The organism is Vreelandella zhaodongensis (genome assembly GCF_013415115.1).
GTDB lineage: Bacteria > Pseudomonadota > Gammaproteobacteria > Pseudomonadales > Halomonadaceae > Vreelandella > Vreelandella zhaodongensis.
Genome location: NZ_JACCDD010000002.1, coordinates 524,726 through 546,163, shown reverse-complemented (window position 1 = coordinate 546,163; position 21,438 = coordinate 524,726). Strand labels below are relative to the sequence as shown.

At 52.9% G+C, this 21,438-nt stretch carries 23 protein-coding genes; 8 read left to right on the top strand and 15 right to left on the bottom strand.

The genetic code is table 11. The annotated features are described in order from the left end of the window. Positions 1–145: 145 nt before the first annotated feature. The 3 genes from HZS79_RS05845 to HZS79_RS05835 all read right to left on the bottom strand — a co-directional run bounded on the left by HZS79_RS05845 (position 146) and on the right by HZS79_RS05835 (position 2,072). Positions 146–502 (bottom strand): hypothetical protein, encoded by a 357-nt coding sequence (locus HZS79_RS05845; RefSeq protein ID WP_179927297.1) that lies wholly within the window; start codon positions 500–502, stop codon positions 146–148. Further along, positions 502–774 (bottom strand): HU family DNA-binding protein, encoded by a 273-nt coding sequence (locus HZS79_RS05840; RefSeq protein WP_162218049.1) that lies wholly within the window; start codon positions 772–774, stop codon positions 502–504. Before HZS79_RS05840 ends, HZS79_RS05845 begins: the two co-directional genes overlap by 1 nt. A gap of 104 nt (positions 775–878) precedes the next feature. After that, positions 879–2,072, bottom strand: coding sequence for an NAD(P)/FAD-dependent oxidoreductase (locus HZS79_RS05835; protein ID WP_162218048.1), 1,194 nt, complete (start codon positions 2,070–2,072; stop codon positions 879–881). 87 nt (positions 2,073–2,159) lie between these two features. Here HZS79_RS05835 and HZS79_RS05830 point away from each other — a divergent pair, with 87 nt between their 5' ends. The 5 genes from HZS79_RS05830 to HZS79_RS05810 all read left to right on the top strand — a co-directional run bounded on the left by HZS79_RS05830 (position 2,160) and on the right by HZS79_RS05810 (position 6,377). Continuing rightward, positions 2,160–2,726: a chorismate lyase gene (locus HZS79_RS05830; protein WP_179927296.1), complete on the top strand. Its 567-nt coding sequence runs from the start codon at positions 2,160–2,162 to the stop codon at positions 2,724–2,726. A 34-nt stretch (positions 2,727–2,760) separates the two neighbouring features. Then, positions 2,761–3,651, top strand: coding sequence for a 4-hydroxybenzoate octaprenyltransferase (gene ubiA, locus HZS79_RS05825; RefSeq protein WP_162218046.1), 891 nt, complete (start codon positions 2,761–2,763; stop codon positions 3,649–3,651). Positions 3,652–3,771: 120 nt separating this feature from the next. Further along, complete coding sequence (phoB, locus tag HZS79_RS05820; RefSeq protein WP_162218045.1) at positions 3,772–4,461, top strand: phosphate regulon transcriptional regulator PhoB; 690 nt, start codon at positions 3,772–3,774, stop codon at positions 4,459–4,461. 2 nt (positions 4,462–4,463) lie between these two features. After that, positions 4,464–5,756: a phosphate regulon sensor histidine kinase PhoR gene (gene phoR, locus HZS79_RS05815; protein ID WP_179927295.1), complete on the top strand. Its 1,293-nt coding sequence runs from the start codon at positions 4,464–4,466 to the stop codon at positions 5,754–5,756. 318 nt (positions 5,757–6,074) lie between these two features. After that, positions 6,075–6,377 (top strand): hypothetical protein, encoded by a 303-nt coding sequence (locus HZS79_RS05810; protein ID WP_162218043.1) that lies wholly within the window; start codon positions 6,075–6,077, stop codon positions 6,375–6,377. A gap of 284 nt (positions 6,378–6,661) precedes the next feature. On the opposite strand, the gene HZS79_RS05805 is transcribed toward HZS79_RS05810, so the two are convergent. From HZS79_RS05805 to HZS79_RS05775, 7 genes are all read right to left on the bottom strand, one after another. Continuing rightward, on the bottom strand, positions 6,662–7,144 hold the full coding sequence (locus tag HZS79_RS05805; protein ID WP_162218042.1) for a copper chaperone PCu(A)C: 483 nt from the start codon (positions 7,142–7,144) through the stop codon (positions 6,662–6,664). Positions 7,145–7,245: 101 nt separating this feature from the next. Further along, positions 7,246–7,980 (bottom strand): sulfate transporter CysZ, encoded by a 735-nt coding sequence (cysZ, locus tag HZS79_RS05800; RefSeq protein WP_162218116.1) that lies wholly within the window; start codon positions 7,978–7,980, stop codon positions 7,246–7,248. A 67-nt stretch (positions 7,981–8,047) separates the two neighbouring features. Then, positions 8,048–8,773, bottom strand: a complete 726-nt coding sequence (gene phoU / locus HZS79_RS05795; protein ID WP_162218041.1) for a phosphate signaling complex protein PhoU — start codon at positions 8,771–8,773, stop codon at positions 8,048–8,050. A 30-nt stretch (positions 8,774–8,803) separates the two neighbouring features. Continuing rightward, the gene (gene pstB, locus HZS79_RS05790) at positions 8,804–9,619 is read right to left on the bottom strand and encodes a phosphate ABC transporter ATP-binding protein PstB (RefSeq protein ID WP_162218040.1); all 816 of its coding nucleotides are present in this window, start codon (positions 9,617–9,619) and stop codon (positions 8,804–8,806) included. Further along, positions 9,613–11,022 (bottom strand): phosphate ABC transporter permease PstA, encoded by a 1,410-nt coding sequence (gene pstA, locus HZS79_RS05785; protein WP_179927293.1) that lies wholly within the window; start codon positions 11,020–11,022, stop codon positions 9,613–9,615. Before pstA ends, pstB begins: the two co-directional genes overlap by 7 nt. Continuing rightward, positions 11,022–12,140: an ABC transporter permease subunit gene (locus tag HZS79_RS05780; protein WP_179927292.1), complete on the bottom strand. Its 1,119-nt coding sequence runs from the start codon at positions 12,138–12,140 to the stop codon at positions 11,022–11,024. Before HZS79_RS05780 ends, pstA begins: the two co-directional genes overlap by 1 nt. 95 nt (positions 12,141–12,235) lie before the next feature. After that, positions 12,236–13,183, bottom strand: coding sequence for a PstS family phosphate ABC transporter substrate-binding protein (locus tag HZS79_RS05775; RefSeq protein WP_246311403.1), 948 nt, complete (start codon positions 13,181–13,183; stop codon positions 12,236–12,238). Between the two features lie 84 nt (positions 13,184–13,267). On the opposite strand from HZS79_RS05775, the gene HZS79_RS05770 reads away from it, so the two are divergent. Next, the gene (locus tag HZS79_RS05770; RefSeq protein WP_162218037.1) at positions 13,268–13,681 is read left to right on the top strand and encodes an acyl-CoA thioesterase; all 414 of its coding nucleotides are present in this window, start codon (positions 13,268–13,270) and stop codon (positions 13,679–13,681) included. An 88-nt stretch (positions 13,682–13,769) separates the two neighbouring features. On the opposite strand, the gene HZS79_RS05765 is transcribed toward HZS79_RS05770, so the two are convergent. From HZS79_RS05765 to hexR, 3 genes are all read right to left on the bottom strand, one after another. Then, positions 13,770–14,858 (bottom strand): TRAP transporter substrate-binding protein, encoded by a 1,089-nt coding sequence (locus tag HZS79_RS05765; RefSeq protein ID WP_162218036.1) that lies wholly within the window; start codon positions 14,856–14,858, stop codon positions 13,770–13,772. Between the two features lie 135 nt (positions 14,859–14,993). Continuing rightward, complete coding sequence (uvrD, locus tag HZS79_RS05760) at positions 14,994–17,192, bottom strand: DNA helicase II (protein WP_162218035.1); 2,199 nt, start codon at positions 17,190–17,192, stop codon at positions 14,994–14,996. Positions 17,193–17,272: 80 nt separating this feature from the next. After that, positions 17,273–18,127, bottom strand: coding sequence for a transcriptional regulator HexR (gene hexR / locus HZS79_RS05755; protein ID WP_162218034.1), 855 nt, complete (start codon positions 18,125–18,127; stop codon positions 17,273–17,275). 248 nt (positions 18,128–18,375) lie between these two features. On the opposite strand from hexR, the gene HZS79_RS05750 reads away from it, so the two are divergent. Next, the gene (locus tag HZS79_RS05750) at positions 18,376–18,588 is read left to right on the top strand and encodes a PA3496 family putative envelope integrity protein (RefSeq protein WP_162218033.1); all 213 of its coding nucleotides are present in this window, start codon (positions 18,376–18,378) and stop codon (positions 18,586–18,588) included. 109 nt (positions 18,589–18,697) lie between these two features. Here the strand turns inward: HZS79_RS05750 and HZS79_RS05745 are convergent, their stop codons facing one another. Both HZS79_RS05745 and HZS79_RS05740 read right to left on the bottom strand, forming a co-directional pair. Further along, entirely contained in the window at positions 18,698–20,041 is a 1,344-nt protein-coding gene (locus HZS79_RS05745; RefSeq protein ID WP_162218032.1) for a sodium-dependent transporter, read from the bottom strand. Positions 20,042–20,196: 155 nt separating this feature from the next. After that, on the bottom strand, positions 20,197–21,051 hold the full coding sequence (locus HZS79_RS05740; RefSeq protein WP_162218031.1) for a DUF72 domain-containing protein: 855 nt from the start codon (positions 21,049–21,051) through the stop codon (positions 20,197–20,199). Positions 21,052–21,243: 192 nt separating this feature from the next. On the opposite strand from HZS79_RS05740, the gene HZS79_RS05735 reads away from it, so the two are divergent. Next, positions 21,244–21,426 carry a periplasmic nitrate reductase, NapE protein gene (locus HZS79_RS05735; RefSeq protein WP_162218030.1) on the top strand — a complete coding sequence of 61 codons (183 nt, stop codon included), beginning with the start codon at positions 21,244–21,246 and terminating at the stop codon, positions 21,424–21,426. Positions 21,427–21,438: the final 12 nt, after the last annotated feature.

The window sequence follows — 21,438 nt, the reverse complement described above, 5'->3', positions numbered from 1 at the left end:
TAGCCAGCATGAAGCTTGGCAGCCCGTGATGATACCGATCGATGGGGAACGCGCTGGGGGAGGCTACTGGGAAAAGTGGAGAAGAACTAGTGAGAAAATAGCAGGAAAAATCACGCCACCTTGAGGTGGCGTGGCGTGCTGATTGTTACATATTTTTCAACAGCTTTTGCAGCTTGGTCATATCGGCGGAATCGCCTACCAAGCGGACTTCACCTGCCACCATGCCATCGAGAAATGCCTGTTGAGTGGGCTTCTTGAGAATTTTTAACGCGGCATCCTGGTCGCGAAAACGAAGCTCAAGATCCAGGTCAACGGGCAAACCTTTGCCAGTGACAATACTCTTCGGCGTCATCCGATAATAACGAGCAATGCTTAAGTCTTCCGTAGCAATGCCCCAGTCCAGGCCGCGCATTCGTTCAAGCTGTTCACGAAAGCGCGGCTTGCGGCGCAGGGCTCTTTTGAGTAAGAAGCTCAGTAGCCACAGCGTCAACTTGAGTTTCATTAGGAAACGGCGTCCTTGAGCGCTTTGCCCGGCTTGAACGCAACATTTTTGCTGGCGGGAATCTGCAGAGGCGCGCCAGTTTGTGGGTTTTTGCCGGTACGTGCGGCACGCTGACGTACGGTAAACGTACCAAAACCAATGAGAGCGACATCTTCGCCTTTGGCAACGCTGTTAGTGATTTCGTCCAAAATAACATTCAGGACCTGGCCTGCTTTGTCTTTGGATAGATCAGCGCTTTGAGCAATTGCGGCGGCGAGTTCAGGTTTGCGCATAAAGGTATCTCCCTATGTGAAAATCAAGCGTAAGCTCATCAGTGTTGTTAGAAGCACTGCCTGGCTGGTTAGCTATTTTAGCCTAGCCGTGAATGCGGCGAGAATCAGCCTAGCAGCGCAGGTGCTACTCTGGAAAGCTCCACTTTCCTTCTCACGCAGCCGCCTGTCAACGCAAATCCAATCAAACGTCCGTCTTTATTTTCAGCAATCGCTGCCATTTCGCGCCCTTCTCCCTCGATTCGCCACCGTGTTGGCGTGGTTGCTGGTGGGTAGGCAACCACCGGTAGCAATGCGGTTTTTACAATAATTGGCCACGCGCCAAAGCTGACGCTCGCCGAGTTTCCGGATAGCGTTGAAGCCAGTGCTTTAACACTTGCTTGCAACGGCTGCACGTACATAGCGTTAACTCCCTCAACGCAAGCCACATCGCCCAACGCAAATATGTTCGGTTGAGAGGTGCGCAATTGTCGATCAACCACGATACCGCGGTGGGACACCGCCAGTCCGGCTGCTTCAGCAAGCTGAGTGCGCGGGACTAAACCGGTGGCCAGTAGTGCGATGTCAGCAGAGTAGTGGTCATTATTATCAAGGCGCAGCGACAGGGCGCTGTCTGCGTCAAGTGCCAGCGACTGCAGGTTGCGCCCTAGCGCAAGTTGGATTCCAGCTTCCTGGAAAGCATCAGCCAACGCTTGGCCTAGCGGTTCGGGTAGCAAGCGTCGCAGCGGTGTGTCCTCTGGCGCAATCAGTGTGACTTGATGGCCGCCAGCATGTAGATCATTGGCGAACTCGCAGCCTACCAGCCCGGCGCCTACAATCGCTACGCGGGTAGGCGCTGGCCCTAACGCGGCATAAAAACGGCGATATTCGTCTAAGTTGTTCACCGTGAAGCATTGTGTGGTGACGCTTTCAGGCACGCTGAAAGGCGTACGTGGTGCCGCGCCAGTCGCCAGTACAAGATCATCGTAGTGGAGCTGATGGCCGTTACTGAGCTCTATGCGCTGTTTATCCACATGCAGTTGTACTACTTGGGTGTGGGTAATTAACTCGGCATTGAGCTCTTGCGCGACGCCCCTGGCATCCCGCTGGGTGAGCTGGTCTGGCGCTAAGCGTTTTGTGAAGCCAGTGGATAGCAGCGGTTTACTGTAATCATCGCCACTATCAGCGCTGATAAGGGTAATGGCACGGGTATCACCTTGTCGGCGTAGGGCGCGGGCAAGGCCGATCCCCGCCATACCGGTGCCAACAATAATCAGCGCTGATGGCGAATGGGAGGGAGTTTGTGTCTCGGATGCGGGCATGCAGTCACCAAAAGTCGGTGGAACAAAAGCCTGTGAGGTCACCATGTTACACTAGCTTTCTCTGTATTGACCGCCTTGGAGACCCTGGTGATCGCCCCTATTTTTCGGCAAGCCTCTTTATTTCCTCACTGGCTCCCCGTTGCTGCGGCTCGTCCCGCGATGAGCGCTTCTTGGTGGCAATGGGTGGCATCGACGGATTCCTTAACGACGCGACTAACCGTTGCTGGCGGCGCAAAAGCGTTTCGGGTGCGCTTGCTACGTCAAACGATTGGCTTGCCCCGGCGGGACGAAGCGCTAGCGTTGGGAATTGCACCGCGCCGCAATGCATGGCTGAGAGAAGTCGCGCTGTGCTTGGACGATACACCTTGGGTGGTTGCGCGCTCGGTAGCACCGCTCAGCCAGTTACAAGGTAAGGGGTTAGAAGGGCTTGGCGAGCGCTCATTAGGCAGTTGGTTGTTTCAACAGCCTGACTTGGTGCGTGGGCCGCTCTACGTCACCCGCCACCGGCCACGCTTTGTCACCGAACAGTCAGCTTCACTTTCAGACAGCGTATGGGGGCGGCGCTCCGTGTTTCAGCACAGCGGACTGTCGCTACTGGTACAGGAATATTTTTTATCGGCCATGGCAGATGATCTTGGCCTGCCTTCGCGCTAGGCTATCGCCAGCGTTTTCTTTCTGAGAGGTAAGCATGGACCGTTCTCTGTTGCGGCCAACGGGATGGGCCCGAGTGGCAGATTTCTTACATTTAATGCGGTTGGACCGCCCGATTGGTACTTGGCTATTGATGTGGCCCACCTTATGGGCACTATGGATAGCGGCAGAGGGCGTGCCTGGGCGGAATGTGCTGTTGATCTTTATTGCCGGAGTGTACGTGATGCGTGCCGCAGGCTGCGTGGTCAATGATTACGCTGATCGCCACTTTGATGGCCATGTAAAGCGTACTAAGCATCGCCCTTTAGCCACTGGGCGTATTAGTGAAACCGAAGCACAGCTGTTGTTTGTGGCGCTGGTGGCTGCTGCTTTTATTTTAGTGTTACTCACCAACTGGTTTACGGTGCTGCTCTCGTTTGGTGGCGTGGCGTTGGCCTTTATCTACCCGTTTATGAAGCGCTACACCCACTTTCCCCAGGTGGTCTTGGGAGCGGCCTTCTCTTGGGCGATTCCCATGGCATTTGGGGCGGTATTGGGGCATGTGCCTTTGGAGGCGTGGCTGTTGTTTAGCGCGAACTTGCTGTGGACAGTGGCTTACGACACCCAATATGCCATGGTCGACCGCGATGATGACTTGAAGATCGGTATCAAGTCGACGGCGGTACTGTTTGGTAGTGCTGACCGTCTTATGATTGGCTTGCTGCAAATGGCCACGCTGGTGTTGCTCGCATGGGTGGGGCTACGCGTTGGTTTAGGAGGCTTTTTTTGGCTTGGGTTAGCAGGTATGGCCACCACGTTTGTTCACCAACAGCGGTTAATTCTTCACCGTGAACGTGATCGCTGCTTCCAGGCGTTTCTTAACAATTACTGGTCGGGCTTATTGATTTTTGCTGGTATTGCACTGAATTGGTGGCCGATAACTGGCTAAATATCGTGAGTGTCATAAAATTGTCATCAGGTCATGGTGTTATCGTCACTGACATGTCATTTAACTATTTTTTGAACTGTTGTTTGAACTAGTTTTCATTGGACACCGTGAGGCTCTGGAATGACCGCCAAGACCGTTTTGATTGTCGATGATGAGGCGTCTATTCGCGAGATGATCGCAGTGGCGCTGGAAATGGCTGACTATCGCGTGCTTGAGGCGGATAACGCACAGGATGCTCACGCTATCGTGGTCGATCACCAGCCTGATCTAATATTGTTGGACTGGATGATGCCAGGCACCAGCGGTATCGAGCTGGCAAGGCGTCTGAAGCGTGAAGAGGCCACTGCTGAAGTGCCCATTATTATGCTGACGGCTAAAGGCGAAGAGGACAATAAGATTCAAGGCCTCGAGGCAGGGGCTGATGACTATATTACCAAGCCTTTTTCGCCTCGTGAGCTGGTGGCTCGTTTGAAAGCAGTGTTGCGCCGCACTACGCCTCGTGGTGTTGAAGACCCTATCGAGATCAATGGCCTGCTTTTAGATCCCGTTAGTCACCGGGTGAGTGCTTACGGTAAGGCGCTGGAAATGGGGCCTACGGAGTATCGTCTCCTGCAGTTCTTTATGACCCACCAAGAACGCGCTTACACACGTAGCCAACTGCTTGATCAAGTATGGGGCGGTAATGTGTATGTCGAAGAGCGTACGGTAGATGTTCATATTCGCCGTTTACGTAAAGCCTTAGGGGAAGCCCACCAAAACCTCATCCAAACGGTGCGGGGCACGGGGTACCGCTTCTCTGCTCGGGTTTAACTGTGCGTTTGTGGAGCCGAGAGCTATGGCGAATCGTGTGGTGGGCTATTCTAGGCGTTTGTTTAGGATGGTTCTTAGATGCTCCAGGCCTTGGGTTGGCTGCGGGGGTTGCCATTTGTCTCGTCTACCATTTACGCCAACTGCGCGCACTATTCCAGTGGTTAACACTCCAGCCCCACGATGAGCCGCCCGCCGCTAGGGGAATGTGGGGGGAGCTGTTCGACCGCTTGTACCGTTATCAAAAGAGCCAGCGGATAACTCAGAGCCGTTTGCGCTCTACCCTTGCACGTATTCAAGAATCATCCGAAGCTATGCGTGACAGTGTTGTCATGCTTGATCGGCACGGAGACCTTGAGTGGTGGAACAGCGCCGCTGCTGACATGCTGGGGCTGCAAACCGCTCACGACCGCGGTCAACATATCACCAACCTTCTACGTGACCCGCGTTTTATCAGCTATTTCAATGCGTGCAAATATGGCGAGCCATTAACACTGACATCGCCGATAGATGAACGGCGCATTCTTCAGTATCAAATTACCCTCTATGGTGATGATGAGCGCTTGTTGATGGCGCGTGATATTACTCGTTTACATCGTCTGGAGCAGATGCGCCGTGATTTTGTTGCCAACGTCTCCCATGAGTTGCGTACCCCGCTCACGGTGCTAACTGGTTATTTAGAAACCTACGGCGAATTACGGGAACAGCTGCCACCACGATTAGGCCGAGGTATCGGCCAGATGGAGGAGCAGACCAAGCGCATGCAAAACTTGGTCAACGACTTGTTACTACTTTCGCGGTTAGAAATTGACCAGGGGGGAGAGGATCATCAGCCGTTGGCGGTAGGGCCTATGCTAGATCGTATTCGCCGTGATGCGCTGGCGCTTTCTAGCCAACAGCATAATGTTCAGGTAGTGCTTGAGAGCGATGCCCGTCTGGTTGGCAGCGAGCAGGAGCTACACAGTGCAATTTCTAACTTAGCGTTTAACGCTGTTCGTTATACGCCAGAAGGTAGCCAGATAACACTTCGCTGGAAAACCATGCCGAATGGCAGTGCTTGCATCGAAGTCGACGACGACGGTGAGGGTATTGACCCTGTGCATATTCCACGCTTGACCGAGCGCTTTTATCGCGTGGATAAAGGGCGTAGTACTGCAACGGGCGGGACAGGACTCGGGCTGGCGATAGTGAAGCATGTGCTATTAAGGCACGATGCGTTGCTACAAATTGAGTCGCATCCTGGCGAAGGCGCTCTTTTCCGCTGTGTTTTCCCTTCTATTCGCGTTGTTCACACCTAATATTTGACCAGAACCACCTGCCTGAAATGTAGTTTTTGTATAAGTGTGTCATGTTGTCATATAAGCATGGTCAAACAATGCTCATGTGTCATTTTTAAACACATATTAGTGTGCGCTAGCTAATAGTGACAATGAAATAGTATCTCTATTTTTTTGTTAGATTGTTGTTTTATATATATTTATTATTATTTAAATATTTATTGGCATGATGGCTGCAAAGTTATAGACAAGAAAGGAAGAATAGCGCTAGAACTGGTAAGCCATTAAGGCAGTCTTCCTTGCTTAAGCGGTATCAAACAGCGATCGAGGAGATGGAATATGATGTCCAAGGAACTACTCAAGAAAGCTGGTATTTTAAGTGTAGCGTTCGGTCTAGTTGCTAGCCCTGCGGCATTTGCTCAAGAGCCAGCAGACCCAGCGAATAATATTTCTCCAGATGAGCAGCCTGTAGAGTCACATTCAGGAAGTGATGCAGACCCTGCTGAATATACCCAAGATGATCTTATTCGTGACGAAGGCGAGCATCCTAGCGATATGGAGCCAAATTCAATGAGTCATGATGACAGTGATGCAACGTTTGATGGCCCAGATGACTTGCCAGAAGAGAACAGTGGGATGTAACATTAACTTTGGTTACATATCTTTTCATAAAGTAGTAAAGCTTTTACGCTAAGAAATGAGCCAATGAATGGCAAGGATGTCTATATTGAAAGGATGCTCTTAGATTCAAGGATTGAATCAAGTAACGATCAAAGCGTTAGTCAGGGTTAATTCCAAGGTTGGAGCCCCTCAAAAGGATAGGAAGCTAGCGTTACGCATCGCGAAAAGTAATAAGTGCTCAGAACCCCACTTCGGTGGGGTTCACTTTTTTGATACGTTGTTTGGCAAAACGCCAACTTACATGATTAATGATGGTGGTGGTGAGCATCCGCATCTTGACTGCCTTGCTCGGCGCTTTGCACCCAAACTTCTACCTCAACGTCGCCATGTTCAGCGAACTCTAGTGTCATGGGAAACCGCTCGCCTTCTACCAGCGGCTGCTGTAGTCCCATGAACATGATGTGGTAACCACCGCCTGGGCGCATCGTCAGCGTTTCTCCCGCGTCAACGCTGATTGAGTTGACCTGACGCATCTTCATCATATCGCCTTCCATCTGCATATCGTGCAGCTCAACGCTCTCACTTACTGGCGAACGCACGCTGACCAGGGTGACGGAATCAGAGTAGGCTTCTATATCTAGGTACGCAGCGCCGTTGGTGACACTGGGAGGCGTTGGGGTGGCAAAGGGATGAGCAATCCTTAAGTGTTCGGTTTGGACATCGTGAGCCGAGGCAAACGAGATAGAGCCAGTGAGTAGAGCTGTCAACCAAAGAGCGCGGGTTAGCATGGTCATATTCCTTGTATGAGCCTTATCGTTAATCAATGCCTGTCAGCCAAGCAACCTTAAGGTAGCAAATAGGTTTTGCCAGCGTTAGAACAAGTTAGCCATTAGCGATGAGGCGAAATGTCGCGCGCGCCTCGGTAGTGGTGATCCCACATCAGCACTGCGCCGGCCACCGCGCCGGGAATCAGGAATAAATTGGCCAACGGTATCCACGTCACTAGCATAATTAGCCCACCGTAGGTGAGGCTGGGCCACCAGCGCTGTGATAGCCGAGCACGCATATCCCGAAACGTTACCTTGTTGTTATCCATCGGGTAGTCTAGGTAGGTAATAGCCATGATCCAGGCGGAAAAGAGCACCCATAAAATAGGCGCTACGACGTTGATGCCAGGAATCCAGCTAATCACAAATAGGGCTGCCATGCGAGGCAGGATATAGCCTAGCTTGACTAGCTCCCGCCCGATGGCATCGACCGCTGTTTTCGCTAGCCCGCGGTCGTCCAGCGGTTCGCGCCCCGTTGCTTGGCGCTCTACTTTTGCCGCTAGAAAGCCGTAAAAAGGCGCAGCAATAAGGTGTGTTATCAAGGTGAAGGTAAAAAAAATTACGACCACCAAGCTGATGAAAAACAGTGGCCAAATCAGCCAGGATAACCAGTCAAGCCAGCCAGGTACTGCGGCCATAGCGCTATCAAGCCAGCCAGAAAAACGGTTAACCACGACGCTGAGCATGCTAGCGTAAACGATGAGATTGACCAGAATCGGTAGGAATATGTAGCGTCGCAATCCCTTTTGATAAACCAAGCGAGTGCCGCGGGTTAACGCCGTCATGGCATCCAAGATGCTAACTCCTTATGAAAACGCCCAGATAAAGTATCTGGGCGTATTGCAGGAGGAAATGCGTGTTTGGTCAAGATTTTTTCAGTACTTCCTGATCTAGTTTGTCTGGATCGCTATGCCGAATGTCTAAGCCTTTCACCAAATAAACAACGTACTCCGCTAAGTTATTGGCATGATCGCCTACCCGCTCAAGTGCTCGCAGCACCCACATGATGCTGAGTACAGAGCTAATCGAGCGCGAGTCTTCCATCATAAAGGTCATCAACGAGCGCATGGCACTGCCATACTCGTCGTCAACGAGCTCATCTTCGCGAACGACCTGCATCGCTAGTTCTGTATCGAAACGAGCGAAGGCCGTGAGGGCATCACGCAGCATTTTACGCACATGTTCGCTGATATGACGCACTTCTACCAAGCCACGAACATTGCCATTGCTTTCACTTAATAGCATCGCGTTACGGGCTATTTTGCTGGCTTCATCGCCAATCCGTTCAAGGTCTGAGGTAGCGCGAATAACTGCTAGAACCAGGCGTAAGTCAGAAGCCGCTGGTTGGCGGCGTGCCAAGACGCGAGTACATTCATCGTCAATTTGCAACTGTAAGTCATTCACTTGACGATCGTTGTCGCGCACTTTTTCGGCTAGATGACTGTCGCCTTCTAACAACGCAAATACGGCATCTTGCACCTGCTTTTCCACCAGGCCGCCCATGGCCATCAGGTGGGTTTTTAGCTCTTCCAGCTCTTGGTTAAACTGGCGGGAGATATGCTGGCTGTGGGTATCGCTCGTAATATCCATTGAGCACTCCTGACATGAGGTCTGTGGGGCCTAAGTGGTGCGGCCGGTGATGTAGTTTTCGGTGCGTTGTAAACGCGGGTTGGTGAACACTTGATCCGTTGGCCCATACTCAACGAGTTCGCCGTGCTGCAAAAAAGCCGTGTAGTCAGAAACTCGCGCGGCTTGCTGCATGTTGTGGGTAACCAGCACAAGCGTCAGCTGTGATTTTAGGTTACGGATTAACTCTTCTATTTTGAGCGTTGAGATTGGATCCAACGCTGAAGCCGGTTCATCGAGCAGTAGCACATCCGGTTGAATGGCAAGCGTTCGCGCAATGACAAGGCGCTGCTGTTGCCCTCCGGAAAGCTGCCATGCCGAGCGGTGTAGCCGGTCTTTAACCTCATCCCACAGCGCGGCCGATGTAAGCGCCCACTCGATGATGTCATCTCGTTTTCGCTTGGGTAAGCGTTGCTGTAAGCGCAGGCCAAAGGCGACGTTTTCATAAATCGACATAGGAAACGGGTTGGGTGTTTGAAATACCATCCCAACCCGTTGCCGCAGTTCGGTGACGTTCATTGTCGCGTCATGAATGTCTTGTCCTTCGAGCTGAATATGGCCGCTGTGTGTTACCGATTCGTTAAGGTCGTGGAGCCGATTAATCGCGCGCAGCAGTGTCGACTTACCACAGCCTGAAGGGCCAATAAACGCCGTCACTCGGTGGCGAGGTATATCCAGTGTCAGGTCGCGCAACGCCGCTTTCCCTGCATAAGCAAGGTGAAATTGGGCGATGCTCAAACAGCACTGTTCCGCTGAGAAACGCATCACCGGCGCTGAAGCCGCATTGGCAGACGAAAAGGACGCTAGCATTCGTTTCCTCGTTGACGCCTAAGATAATGACGCAGAAATATGGCAGTTAGGTTAAGCGCCAATACAATGAGCACTAACAGTAATGCGATGGCGAACACTAACGGAATTGCGGCTTGTACATCTTCACCATGAAAAGCCGTATCAAATAAATGATAGCCGAGGTGCATAAACTTGCGTTCTAGATGCAGGTAGGGGAATTCGCCATCGACGGGCATTTGCGGCGCTAGTTTGGCCACTCCCACCAGCATTAGAGGGGCAACTTCGCCTGCGGCTCTGGCCACGGCTAATATCATCCCGGTCAGTATGGCGGGGGTCGCCATGGGCAATACCACTCGGGTTAACGTTTCAAGCCGAGTGGCACCCAGAGCAACAGCGCCTTCGCGCTGAGTATCGGGTATCCGAGCAAGTCCCTCTTCGGTGGCAACAATCACCACTGGGAGCGTTAACAAAGCCAGCGTTAGCGACGCCCATAACAAACCGCCGGTGCCAAAGGTGGGTGAGGGTAGCTCGTCACTAAAAAACCAGCTATCGATAGAGCCGCCGATGCCGTAAACAAAGACGCCAAGGCCAAACACGCCATAAACAATTGAGGGCACACCAGCAAGATTGCGCACGCCAATGCGCACCAGGTGGGTTAGGCGGTTTTGGTGAGCGATTTCGTTCAGATAAATGGCTGCCAGTACGCCAAAAGGAGTGACGATAACTGACATTAGAATCACCATTAATACGGTGCCAAAAATAGCCGGCCACACCCCACCGCCCGTATTGGCCGCACGAGGCCCTTCGCTGAGGAACTGCCAAATACGCTGTCCCCAAGTAACCACTTTTTGCCCCCATGACATCGCATTGGGTGTTTGAAAGTGAGTCACGCTATCCAGCGACTGATATAGCGTTTGACCATCGGCAGTGGTTAACAGCAACTGCCCGGCAGGCCGTTGGCTGGCTGGTTTGGCAAGGGTGTTGTTGACGAAGGCCCAGGCTTCTTGACCCGTTAGTCGTTGGCCCTCGCTCTCTACGGCGGTCAGGCGGCCAAGAAAATCGCCCCATGGGGAACGCTCTAAACGAATCAAGTCGTTTGGCACGGTCTGGTGACGAATATCTTCGATCGCTACCCACCGCCAATTCGCCCCGGTAATGTCCCGGTTGCCAGTGAAATAAAGCCGTTCCAGGCTGTCTGCGTTCGGCAGCGGCGCTTCTCGTACGGGTTGTCCTATGACAACGTCCCCTGATACCAGGGTGACCTCTTCAAGCGTTGCTGGCCAAAAATGCCCCAGCCCTCGGGTGATCAACAGGGTAAGGAGTGCTGTCAGCATTAGCAGCGATAACGCCACGCAGGCAGCGCAGAGCCAAGGCCATAGCCCGCTGTGGAGGGCGTTATAGAGGCGAGGAGTCAACCTGCGCATTAGAGTGCGCCCCCTAAGCGTTGGTAGCGCCGTCTCAGTCGTTGGCGTACTACTTCTGCTAACGTATTGACCACAAAGGTAAAGATAAACAGCGCCAAGGCGGCCAAGATGAGTAAGTGGTAGGTGAGACCGCCTGGGGTCGCTTCAGGTAACTCAATAGCGATAGAGGCCGAAAAAGAGCGCAGCCCCTCAAACGGACTGGCGCTGAACAACGCGGTATTACCGCTGGCCATCAATACAATCATGGTCTCACCGACGGCGCGCCCAGCACCAATCATGACGGCTGAAAATACCCCAGGCCCCGCTGTGGGCAGCGCCACTTTCCAAAGCGCTTGCCAGCGGCTTGCACCTAGCGCCTGGGCTCCTTCCATTAGGCTATGCGGCACATCGGCTAACGCATCTTCTGCTAACGAGTAGATACTGGGAATGATCGCAAATCCCATGGCAATGCCTACGATTAGCGCGTTTCGCGTTGCATAATCTAACCCGTAACGTTGGTCGAGTAGGCGTCGCAAGTCGCCACCTAACCAGTGCTGTTCAATGAGCGGGGCCAACCAGAGTGCCAGCGCGGCCATGCAGGCAAGCCAGGGAATAAGCCATATACCAGCTAAAGAGAGCGGCAGCCGCTTGCGTAGTCGCGCAACAGCAAGGTGCCACAAGCCACCGGCCAGCGCTGCGCTAAGCGGCAACCACATAATCAACAGTAAGGTGCTGGTCAGGTTTCTCTCAACCCATGGGGCGAGCAATAACCCTGCTATAAAGCCAATTACCACACCTGGGATTGCTTCCATTAACTCCAGCGTGGGCTTAATTCGACTGCGCAGTCGCGAGGACATAAACAGTGCTGAATACATCGCCGCCCCTAGCGCGATGGGCGTTGCGAACAGCATAGCCGCGAGCGCAGCTTTTAACGTGCCCCAGGCCAGCGGGGAAAGTGTACTGAGCGTTAAGGCATCACCAAAGGACAGGAGAGGCAGCGTTTCCCAGATAAGAAAAACACCGATGGCAAGAATGGCCAATAATACGCCTATGCCACCGGCGGTAATGAGCCCGGTCGCGATGCGGTCTTGCAGTTGGCGCAGCGGCTGACGCGAAAGAGGGAGCCGAGGGGGAGTCATGTCGACATCATAAAGGAGCAAGTGCAATCACAAAAATGAGCATGCATGGGCGATTCCCTCATATTACGGCACTTTTATGACAGTTAGGTGACAGTTTATGGCCACTGTTGTTGAGCACCTCGATGATGCTCGGGAAGTGGCACAAAGCCAGCGGCCTGAACAATTTGTTGCCCCTTGTCGGAGAAAATAAGCGAGATAAATGCTTGTTCGGCAGGTGGTAGCACGTCACCAGGTGGTAGGTTAACGTACAAATAGAGGTAGCGTGAAAGAGGGTATTCATCGCGTTGAATCGCCGAGACGCTCGGCGCAATGGCATTGCCCTGTGCATCCATTAGGCTCAGCCCTTTCACCATCGGGCTTAAGTGGTTGTAGCCTGCGTAACCCATGGCATTGGGAGATTCTCCGACTGCCGCAATGACGGCGGATGAGCCGGGGTGTTCACTGATATCGCGGCGAAACTGGCCATTGCACAGCGCACTGGACTGAAATAAGCCATGAGTGCCCGAAGCAAGATTGCGACCATGCAGTGCGATTTGTCCGAAAGGCCACTCTGCCGTGGCGGGAAGTGCATCCCAGCGTCGGATTGGCTGTTGGGCGCCGCAGGCAAGGCTGGTGGAAAAAATCGCATCCACCTGCTGGCGGGTTAAGGTATTCAGTGGGTTATGGCGGTGTACCACGACAACTAATGCATCACGTGCAACGCGCAGTTCAAGTGGTGGATAGCCATAGCGGTCTAGGAACTGCTGGCGCTCGTCTTGAGTCATTGGGCGTGACATGGGAGCAAGACGTGTCGTACCAGCTACCAGCGCAGGAGGTGCGCTGGCGGAGCCACCCGCTTGGAATTGCAAGGTAATATCTGGATAGCGAGTGTTTAGCGCTTCTCCCCAGCGCAGCACCAGGCCCGCCATGGTGTCCGAGCCGACGGCACCTAAAGTGCCGCCCACGGTAGCGGTTTGTCCCGATGCCATCGTTGTCACGAGCATTAGCCAACCTGTGAGTAGCAGGCGGTACTTATTGCCACGCCGTATACAGTAGCTCTTCAAACGACACTCCTCTTATGATTAACTAGCCCCAGCCTATTGCGATGCAGCAACTTCACAACAATAACCTTACGAAGCGACCACCTTATGACACCGCTGGACTCCGATTTAGACGACGCACCTGCACCTCAGGGGCAGCTCACCTTAAAGTTACTGGCTTCTCGACAAGATACCAATTTCTATGGCGATATTCCCGGCGGGTGGCTGGTTAATCAGATGGATCAAGCGGCTGAGCTTGCCGCAGGTCGTGAAGCGGGCGGTCGCACGGCGACAGTAGCGATTGAAGCGATGGATTTTTTGAGCCCTGTGCGCGTGGGGTCAATGGTTAGTGTGTACACCAACGTGCAGGAAATCGGTCATAGTTCGATTAAAATTGACGTTGAAGTCTGGGTGAGACCACCCCATGGGCGCCATGTAGAAGAGCGCCAAAAAGTGACGGAAGCGCGGTTTGTGATGGTCGCACTGGACGATAATGGTCGGATTCGTGCGGTTCATGGCTGAGTGCCTACCTGACGTACGAAAGGGCGCCTAGGCGCCCTTTTTGGTAGTGCGATAGTGCTAGCTCTCGAGGCTTCTAGCCTCGCTGTTTTCAGGCACCGACGCTGTCGCGACCTTTTAAATAAGCGTACTCGCCAATATCGCTGAATGGGCGCACTACTTTCTGGAAGGCTGAATAGGACTCCCAGACGCGACGTGATTCATCATCGTTGTCGACTTGGCGTTGGATAGCTTCTTTTGAAGACTCATATAACGCCGCCATCACGTCTTCTGGGAACGTACGCAGTTGCACACCATGTTCATCCACCAGGGTTTCCAGCGCCTGGGCATTACGGTAGGCAAATTCGCTGATCATGGCGAGATTGGAAGCTCGCGCGGCTTCTCGGATAACGTCTTGCAGGTCGTCTGGTAAGGCATTCCAGGCATCTAGATTGACAGTGCCTTCCAATACGGCCGTCGGCTCATTCCACACGGAGGTGTAGTAATAGTCAGCCACCTGATGCAGGCCAAACGCCATGTCGTTGTATGGACCTACCCAATCGGCGGCGTCGAGGACACCGGTTTGCATCGAGGTAAAAATCTCTGAGCCGGGCATATTAACCGTCGTCACCCCGATACCATTCATTGCTTCACCCGCCAGTCCAGGCAGGCGAAGACGAATGCCTTGCATGTCGGCAAGTGAATTAATCTCTTTCTTGAACCAGCCTGCCATCTGCGTACCAGTGTTGCCGACGGCGAAGGGCTTCAGGTTGTGGTTGGCGTAGATGTCATCCCACAGCTCCTGGCCACCGCCGTGATACAGCCACGCATTCATTTCAGTGGTGTTCATACCGAACGGTACCGCGGTGAAAAACTGTGAGGCTGCGACCTTGCCGCGCCAGTAATAGGAAGCGGAGTGGCCCATTTCGGCAGTGCCTGCAGCGACAGCATCAAAGACTTCAAGCGCTGGAACTAATTCACCCGCGCCGTGCACACGGATGCGCATACGGCCATTGGAAAGCTGTTCGACGCGACGTGCAAAGTCGTTGGCACCAGTGCCAAGGGCGGGGAAGTTTTTCGGCCAGGAGGTGACCATATCCCAGGTGTAAGTTTCACTGGCATTAGCCGTGGCTACGAAGGGGGCGGCAGCGACACCGGCGGCACCTATGCCGGCGGTTTTTAAGAATTGGCGGCGTTGCATGGCGGGTATACTCCGAAATTATAAGATGTTTTTATCAGCGCGCAGTTGAGCGCAATGTCCGTTAGCCAGTATGCGCTAAGCAGGTTTTAATCGGCAAGTACTCGCCTTCCTGCTTTACGCTTACGTTAACACCGCTTAAAGAGGGGTGAGTTTGGCAAACCCCAACACCAGCCATTTTACGCCTTCGCCTTCAAAACTGACCTGTACGCGGGCGCGAGCGCCTTCACCTTCTGCGTTAAGGATTATCCCCTCGCCAAATACCGGATGAGCAACCCGCTGGCCCACATGCAGTGCCGGTAAGTCGCCGTCACTTTCAATGCGTTGCTGTGCAAAGCTTGAGCGTGAGGCGGTAACAGGGCGGGAAATATGGCCGCGTAGACGGACTTCTTCCAATAGGTGTGGCGGAAGTTCGCGTAGAAAACGCGATGGCCTGGGGAAGACCTCTTTGCCGTGTAGTCGGCGGGTTTCGGCGTGGGTCAGGTAGAGTTTCTGCATAGCGCGAGTGACGCCCACGTAACAGAGACGGCGCTCTTCCTCTAGCCGCCCAGGCTCCTCAATGGACATTTTATGAGGGAACAAGCCCTCTTCAACGCCCGCAATAAACACCACGGGAAACTCCAGGCCTTTGGCGGAGTGCAGCGTCATCAACTGCACACTGTCTTCAAACTCCTCGGCTTCGTGGTCGCCAGCATTGAGAGCTGCTTCGGAAAGAAACGCTTCCAGTGCCACCATGCCTTCACCTGCTTCAGGAGTCTCGAAGGCATCACCATGGGTAAAGGCGCGAGCAGCGGTCACCAGTTCTTCCAGGTTTTCCACCCGTGCTTGGCCTTTTTCACCACGCTCGCTTTTATGGTGCTCAATGAGGCCGGTATGAGCGGTGACGTGGTCAATGATTTCGTGCAACGGCAGCCCAGAGGCGTCGTTGTCTAGCTGCTCAATTAAGTTAGCAAACGCTTGCACTGCATTGGCGGCGCGGCCTTTCAAGGTGCCATCATGAATCGCATCGTGCAGCGCCTGCCATAGTGAAACGCCTTGTTCACGAGCGCGGTGGCGTACAATTTCGACGGTGCGCGTGCCAATCCCCCGTGTGGGTACGTTAATCACGCGCTCAAGAGAGGCGTCGTCATCGCGATTGAGTAGCAGGCGTAAATACGCCAGCGCATTTTTGATCTCCAGGCGCTCATAAAAGCGATGACCACCGTAGATTCGGTAGGGCATTCCTTGGCGTATCAGTGTCTCTTCCAGCAGACGTGACTGAGCGTTGGAGCGGTAAAGAATGGCAATATCGCGGCGGTTAAACCCTTCATCGACCTTTTCTTTGATGGTATCGATGATGTAACGGGCTTCTTCTAAGTCGTTAAACCCAGCGTAAACCGAAATAGGGTCGCCTTCGACACCGTCAGTCCACAGGTTTTTGCCTAGCCGCTCGCTGTTATGGCTAATCAGTGTGTTGGCTGCCTCAAGAATAGCGCTAGTGGAACGGTAGTTTTGCTCCAGGCGTACGGTGTGAGTGTTAGGAAACTCCTCCTCAAACCGGCGAATATTTTCCACTTTGGCACCGCGCCAGCCATAGATTGACTGGTCATCGTCGCCTACCGCCGTCATGGGTGTTTGCAACCCTGTGAGAAGTTTTAGCCATGCATACTGAAGCGTATTGGTATCCTGAAACTCGTCTACCAGCACATGACCAAAGCGTTCGCGGTAATGATTTAAAAGCGGCGGGTTATCGCGTAAAAGTTCTAGACTTCTTAACAGCAGTTCGCCGAAATCCACCAGTCCGCCGCGTTCGCAAGTAAATTGGTAGCGCTCATAAAGCTCTACCATTTGACCAAGATAGCCGTCGCCGTCCACGTTCACTTGGTGGGGGCGTAACCCTTCTTCCTTGCAGCCTGAAATAAAGTGCTGCACTTGGCGGGGTGGAAAACGTTCATCATCGATGGCGTAATCTTTAAGCAGTCGCTTTACCAGCCGCAGTTGATCGTCGGAATCAATGATTTGGAAGTGTTGGGGCAGCCGAGCATCCTGCCAGTGAGTGCGTAAAAGACGATGGGCGATGGAGTGAAACGTGCCTACCCACACATGGCGCATGGAGATACTTAACAATGCTTCCAGCCGCGTGCGCATTTCCCGCGCGGCTTTGTTGGTAAACGTAACCGCCAGCAGGGCATAGGGGGACAGCCCTTCAGCCTGCATGAGCCAGGCAATGCGATGAACCAGCACTCGGGTTTTACCGGAACCGGCTCCTGCCAGTACCAATAAATTACCCTGAGGAGCGCTCACCGCCTCCCGCTGAGCAGGGTTGAGCTGATCAAGTATCGCCGTGACGTCGTCCATAATAAGCCGCTGCCGGTTTGAAAAAAGGGGCAGCCAGTTTAGCACAGCCATGGAACTGGCTGTGCATACAGGATCGGTGATTAGGTATCTTCAGGATAGCGTAGGGGATTCAGGCTCTTCTTAACCGCTTTCAGCTGTTCAGCAAGCTTCGGGCCGCGGGTTTTGGCAACGCCAACGGCGAGGACATCAATGAGTACCAAGTGGGCGATACGTGAACTAAGCGGTGTATAGATTTCGGTATCTTCGTGAACATCAATATACAGCGGAAGACTTACTTCGCTGGCCAGCGGTGAATCACTCGGGCAGAGGCCAATAACGGTCGCTCCCGCTTCACGGGCTAAGCGAATGCTGGCAACCAGCGCTTTCGTTCTTCCCGTTTGTGAAATGGCCACCACCACATCGCCTTCTTTTAGCGTCACCGCCGACATATTTTGCATATGGGGGTCAGCGTAGGCCGAGGTCGATATTTGCAGGCGGAAGAACTTATGTTGCGCATCGAAAGCCACTGCGCCTGATGCCCCAAAACCATAGAACTCAACGCGATTCGCCATCGCCAGTGCATTAACGGCTCGCCCTAACGCATCGTTATCGAGTCGATCGCGCACCGACAACAGGGTGCCGACAGTGGAGTCGAAAATACTGTGGGAAAACTCCGCCACAGAATCGCTGTCGTTCATGGAAAACTGCGCAAACTGACTCCCGCTAGCCAGCATCTGAGCAAGTTGAAGCTTAAAATCCTGAAACCCGTTGCAGCCGAGTGCACGACAAAAGCGCACAACGGTAGGCTCGCTCACTTTGGCCTCTGTTGCGAGGTCGACAATCCGCATGTGGATGACCTCGTCGGGGTTGCGCAGCACGAATCGCGCTACCTTTTGTTCGGAGCGACGAAAATGCTCCATGCGGCGTCTCATTTCATCGAACAGGGCGCGACTCACGTTCAGCTCCTTAAATTCTTTGTCGTGCGTATGCTTTCACCACAACAGTATGCCTGAGTGATAAAGCACGAACAGTAGGCAAGTGATTCACCCATGCGTTTAAATGTCGTTAATACATTTCAGCAGGATTCGTCATCATTTTGTCAAGTAGGTTATAGTAAGAAGTGAAGTGCCGCACTGCATCATTTGATGATAGTCGTCATGGATGCAGGTGGACGTAGGCATATTCACCTGGAGGAACGTCGATTATGAGAAACGTCGAACGAATTACCTCGGTAAAAAGCGAACTACTCGACATCTTTATGAGCATGGAGGTCGATGAGCATGCCCAGCGTCGGCGCAGCGCCGCCCAGCGGAGCCTAAGAGCGCGCCGAGGCATTGAGCTGCATCGGGAAATTCAGAAGTTATCGCGGGATATCGCCCCCTTGCCAGAAGAAGAGCAAGAAAGCGAATTGCATTAAAAAAGTGCACTAAAGAGTGCACTTAAAGATAGTCGGGCGGTGATGCAGATCCGCCCCGTTCATGCACAGGGCGGCAACCTGCTCAACAGTGCAAAATGCCAGCGAGGGCTTAAAGTAGCCCTGTGACGAACACAATGATAACGCCAACGGGCGCAATATAGCGCGCGATGATGTTCCATACGCTAACGCCTGTAGACGATAGCCCCAGTTCGGCTTCTACGCTGTCACGCTTCAAACACCACGCGACAAATATAATCGCCCCGAGACCGGTTAATGGCAGCAGTATTTTGCTGGTAAACGTATCTAGTAGGTCGAAGATATTAAGACCGAAGAACAGCACATCCGCCCACACGTTAAACGACAGCAAGGCAGCTACCCCGAGCGCCCATACGGCGACGCCGCTCGCGAGTGTCGCCACAAAACGTGACATTGAGGTGCGCTCTTCCACGGTTTCTACCACGGGCTCCAATAGCGAAATCGCTGATGTGATAGCAGCAAACGTGAGCAGCAAAAAGAACATCAGGCCAAGAATAGTACCGCCTGCCATATTGCCAAAGGCCAACGGCAGCGTTACAAAAATCAAGCCTGGACCTTCGCCAGCACTGAGACCATTCGCAAACACAATCGGGAAGATAGCCAGCCCCGCCAGCAAAGCAATCACCGTATCCAGAATGATCACCGTGCGTGCCGTGCTAATGAGATTAACGTCCTCCCCCAGGTAAGATCCATAGGCCATCATGATGCCCATGCCCAGCGACAGCGTGAAGAAAGCCTGTCCCATCGCCGCTAACACAATGCCGCCGTTAAGTGCGCTCCAGTCGGGGCGGAACATAAAAGCTAATGCTTCGCCAAAATAACCGCTGGCAACGCCGTAACCGACTAGCACCAACATCAATACGATGAGGGCGGGCATCATCAACCGTGCGGCACTTTCCAAACCCTTGGTAACACCACGTGCAACGATCCCAATAACAAGCACCATAAAGGCGGTGTGCCATAGCAGCAGCGTTACCGGGCTACCCAGCATGCCGCCAAAGAGGCCGCTAATAGCGTCGGCGTCTTGACCATTAAACGTGCCAATCACCGAGCTAAGGGTGTAGTTCAACGACCAGCCGCCAATGACGCTGTAAAACGACAGGATCAAAAACGCTGCTAATACGCCGCTTACGCCCACTAGCGCCCATGCCTTGGATTTACCGTGATTGGCTGCTAACTCTGCCATGGTGTTAATCGGGTTTTTCTGACCACGGCGGCCGATCATCCATTCAGCAACCAAAATAGGCAGGCCCACTAACGCCACGCAGGCAAGGTAAACGAGCACGAAAGCTGCGCCACCGCTGTCGCCCACCATATATGAGAAGCGCCAAATATTGCCTAAGCCAACTGCCGAACCCGCGGCAGCAAGCACAAAGGTCATGCGTGATGACCATTGTGCATGTGCAAGTTTTGCCATAAATCACCTGTGTTTAATCGATTGTAATGAGGCGTTATTAGCCTGATGTGCTGATTTTCGGAAAACAGAGGGATTGCCAGCGTTATTTTCCGAAAGTACGGGCAATTTATCCGATCATGCCTGTGCTTGCCAGTCAGTTGTCCTAAAAAGCCAAGTTAAAATAGCTGGCTTTGCTGATCACTGGCAAATGAACCAAGCGCTGGTAGTGGAAATTGCTGTTGCACGGCGTGATACAAGCTGCGCGCCATTTCAGGTGACTCTCGGTTATCTGCAGTATGCACAAATAAGAAAGGGGTTTTCCCCTGTTTTATCCACAGGATAAGTCGGTCTATCCACGGCATGAAGTAGCCAGTATTAATCGTTTTGTCAATATGCCCAATAAAGCGAATGACCGGTTTATCTGCTGTGGAAAGCACGTGTAGTGGGAGTTTCGGCTTTTCTTGTTGAGCATGGGCAAGCCCAAGGTGGCCATTAGCGGGTGTTGAAAACACTGGGCGAACATCAAGCATCACACGGTTGGCCGAATAAGTTATCAACAAGCGGTTGAGGGCTTTTTCAGCGTTACCTTTGAGGTAAAAATCAGGATGACGCACTTCCACTGCGCAGGGCAAATGAGCAGGCCACTGCGCTAGTAATGCTTCTAACCTGGGGAGCTCCGAAGGGCCGAAATCTCGGGGTAACTGCACCATGGTGGGGCCAAGACGGCTATGCAACGGCGCGAGCGCGTTCAAAAACGCCCAAGCATCATCTAGCCGGGTTAAGCGCTGGTCATGAGTCACCATCGCGGGCAGTTTAAAGCAGAAACGAAAGTAATCGGGCGCCTGGCGTGCCCAGGCGGCCACCGTTTCTGGTTTGGGAGCACCGCTATAAAACGTGGTATTGCCCTCAACGCTCGAAAACACGGCGGCATAGTCGCTTAACAGCTCTGTTTTTGCGTGTCGCGGATACAGTGTGCCAAGCCAGTCCTGATTGGCCCACATGGGCAGGCCGAGGTAAAGCGGAAGCGTCATGAGTGCCTTTTATTCGTATTTAGTGGGTACTAGGTGGGTCGGTACTAGGTGAGTTAGTACCCAGCGAAATAATTACAAACCTAGAGAAACTGATCTAGATCAAGTGACAAGTAGAACTTAGTCACTACGCTTTATATATAACTATTTTAATACACATCTACATTGGTGTGTTCTTCCCTTGGGGAGTCACTAATGCTTAAAAAATCTCATCCAACAGCGGTGGAAAAAGCGCCCCGAAAACGTCAGGAGCTGGGACTATTTCTCTTTATTGTCGTGTTGCTATTTCCCATTTTGGCAGTAGCGGTGGTAGGGGGGTATGGCTTTTCGGTATGGATCTTTCAAATGTTTACAGGGCCGCCTGGTTCGCCGTTGTAACGCCGCATACCG

Excerpts from the sequence above, each read along its gene's own strand:
- HZS79_RS05810 (WP_162218043.1), top strand. The coding sequence starts at position 6,075 with ATGATGTCCAAGGAACTACTCAAGAAAGCTGGTATTTTAAGTGTAGCG.
- HZS79_RS05840 (WP_162218049.1), bottom strand. The coding sequence starts at position 774 with ATGCGCAAACCTGAACTCGCCGCCGCAATTGCTCAAAGCGCTGATCTA.
- ubiA (WP_162218046.1), top strand. The coding sequence starts at position 2,761 with ATGGACCGTTCTCTGTTGCGGCCAACGGGATGGGCCCGAGTGGCAGAT.
- phoB (WP_162218045.1), top strand. The coding sequence starts at position 3,772 with ATGACCGCCAAGACCGTTTTGATTGTCGATGATGAGGCGTCTATTCGC.
- HZS79_RS05765 (WP_162218036.1), bottom strand. The coding sequence starts at position 14,858 with ATGCAACGCCGCCAATTCTTAAAAACCGCCGGCATAGGTGCCGCCGGT.
- HZS79_RS05750 (WP_162218033.1), top strand. The coding sequence starts at position 18,376 with ATGAGAAACGTCGAACGAATTACCTCGGTAAAAAGCGAACTACTCGAC.
- phoU (WP_162218041.1), bottom strand. The coding sequence starts at position 8,773 with ATGGATATTACGAGCGATACCCACAGCCAGCATATCTCCCGCCAGTTT.
- HZS79_RS05780 (WP_179927292.1), bottom strand. The coding sequence starts at position 12,140 with ATGACTCCCCCTCGGCTCCCTCTTTCGCGTCAGCCGCTGCGCCAACTG.
- uvrD (WP_162218035.1), bottom strand. The coding sequence starts at position 17,192 with ATGGACGACGTCACGGCGATACTTGATCAGCTCAACCCTGCTCAGCGG.
- HZS79_RS05745 (WP_162218032.1), bottom strand. The coding sequence starts at position 20,041 with ATGGCAAAACTTGCACATGCACAATGGTCATCACGCATGACCTTTGTG.
- HZS79_RS05805 (WP_162218042.1), bottom strand. The coding sequence starts at position 7,144 with ATGCTAACCCGCGCTCTTTGGTTGACAGCTCTACTCACTGGCTCTATC.
- pstB (WP_162218040.1), bottom strand. The coding sequence starts at position 9,619 with ATGCTAGCGTCCTTTTCGTCTGCCAATGCGGCTTCAGCGCCGGTGATG.
- HZS79_RS05740 (WP_162218031.1), bottom strand. The coding sequence starts at position 21,051 with ATGACGCTTCCGCTTTACCTCGGCCTGCCCATGTGGGCCAATCAGGAC.
- pstA (WP_179927293.1), bottom strand. The coding sequence starts at position 11,022 with ATGCGCAGGTTGACTCCTCGCCTCTATAACGCCCTCCACAGCGGGCTA.
- HZS79_RS05735 (WP_162218030.1), top strand. The coding sequence starts at position 21,244 with ATGCTTAAAAAATCTCATCCAACAGCGGTGGAAAAAGCGCCCCGAAAA.
- HZS79_RS05835 (WP_162218048.1), bottom strand. The coding sequence starts at position 2,072 with ATGCCCGCATCCGAGACACAAACTCCCTCCCATTCGCCATCAGCGCTG.
- HZS79_RS05770 (WP_162218037.1), top strand. The coding sequence starts at position 13,268 with ATGACACCGCTGGACTCCGATTTAGACGACGCACCTGCACCTCAGGGG.
- HZS79_RS05845 (WP_179927297.1), bottom strand. The coding sequence starts at position 502 with ATGAAACTCAAGTTGACGCTGTGGCTACTGAGCTTCTTACTCAAAAGA.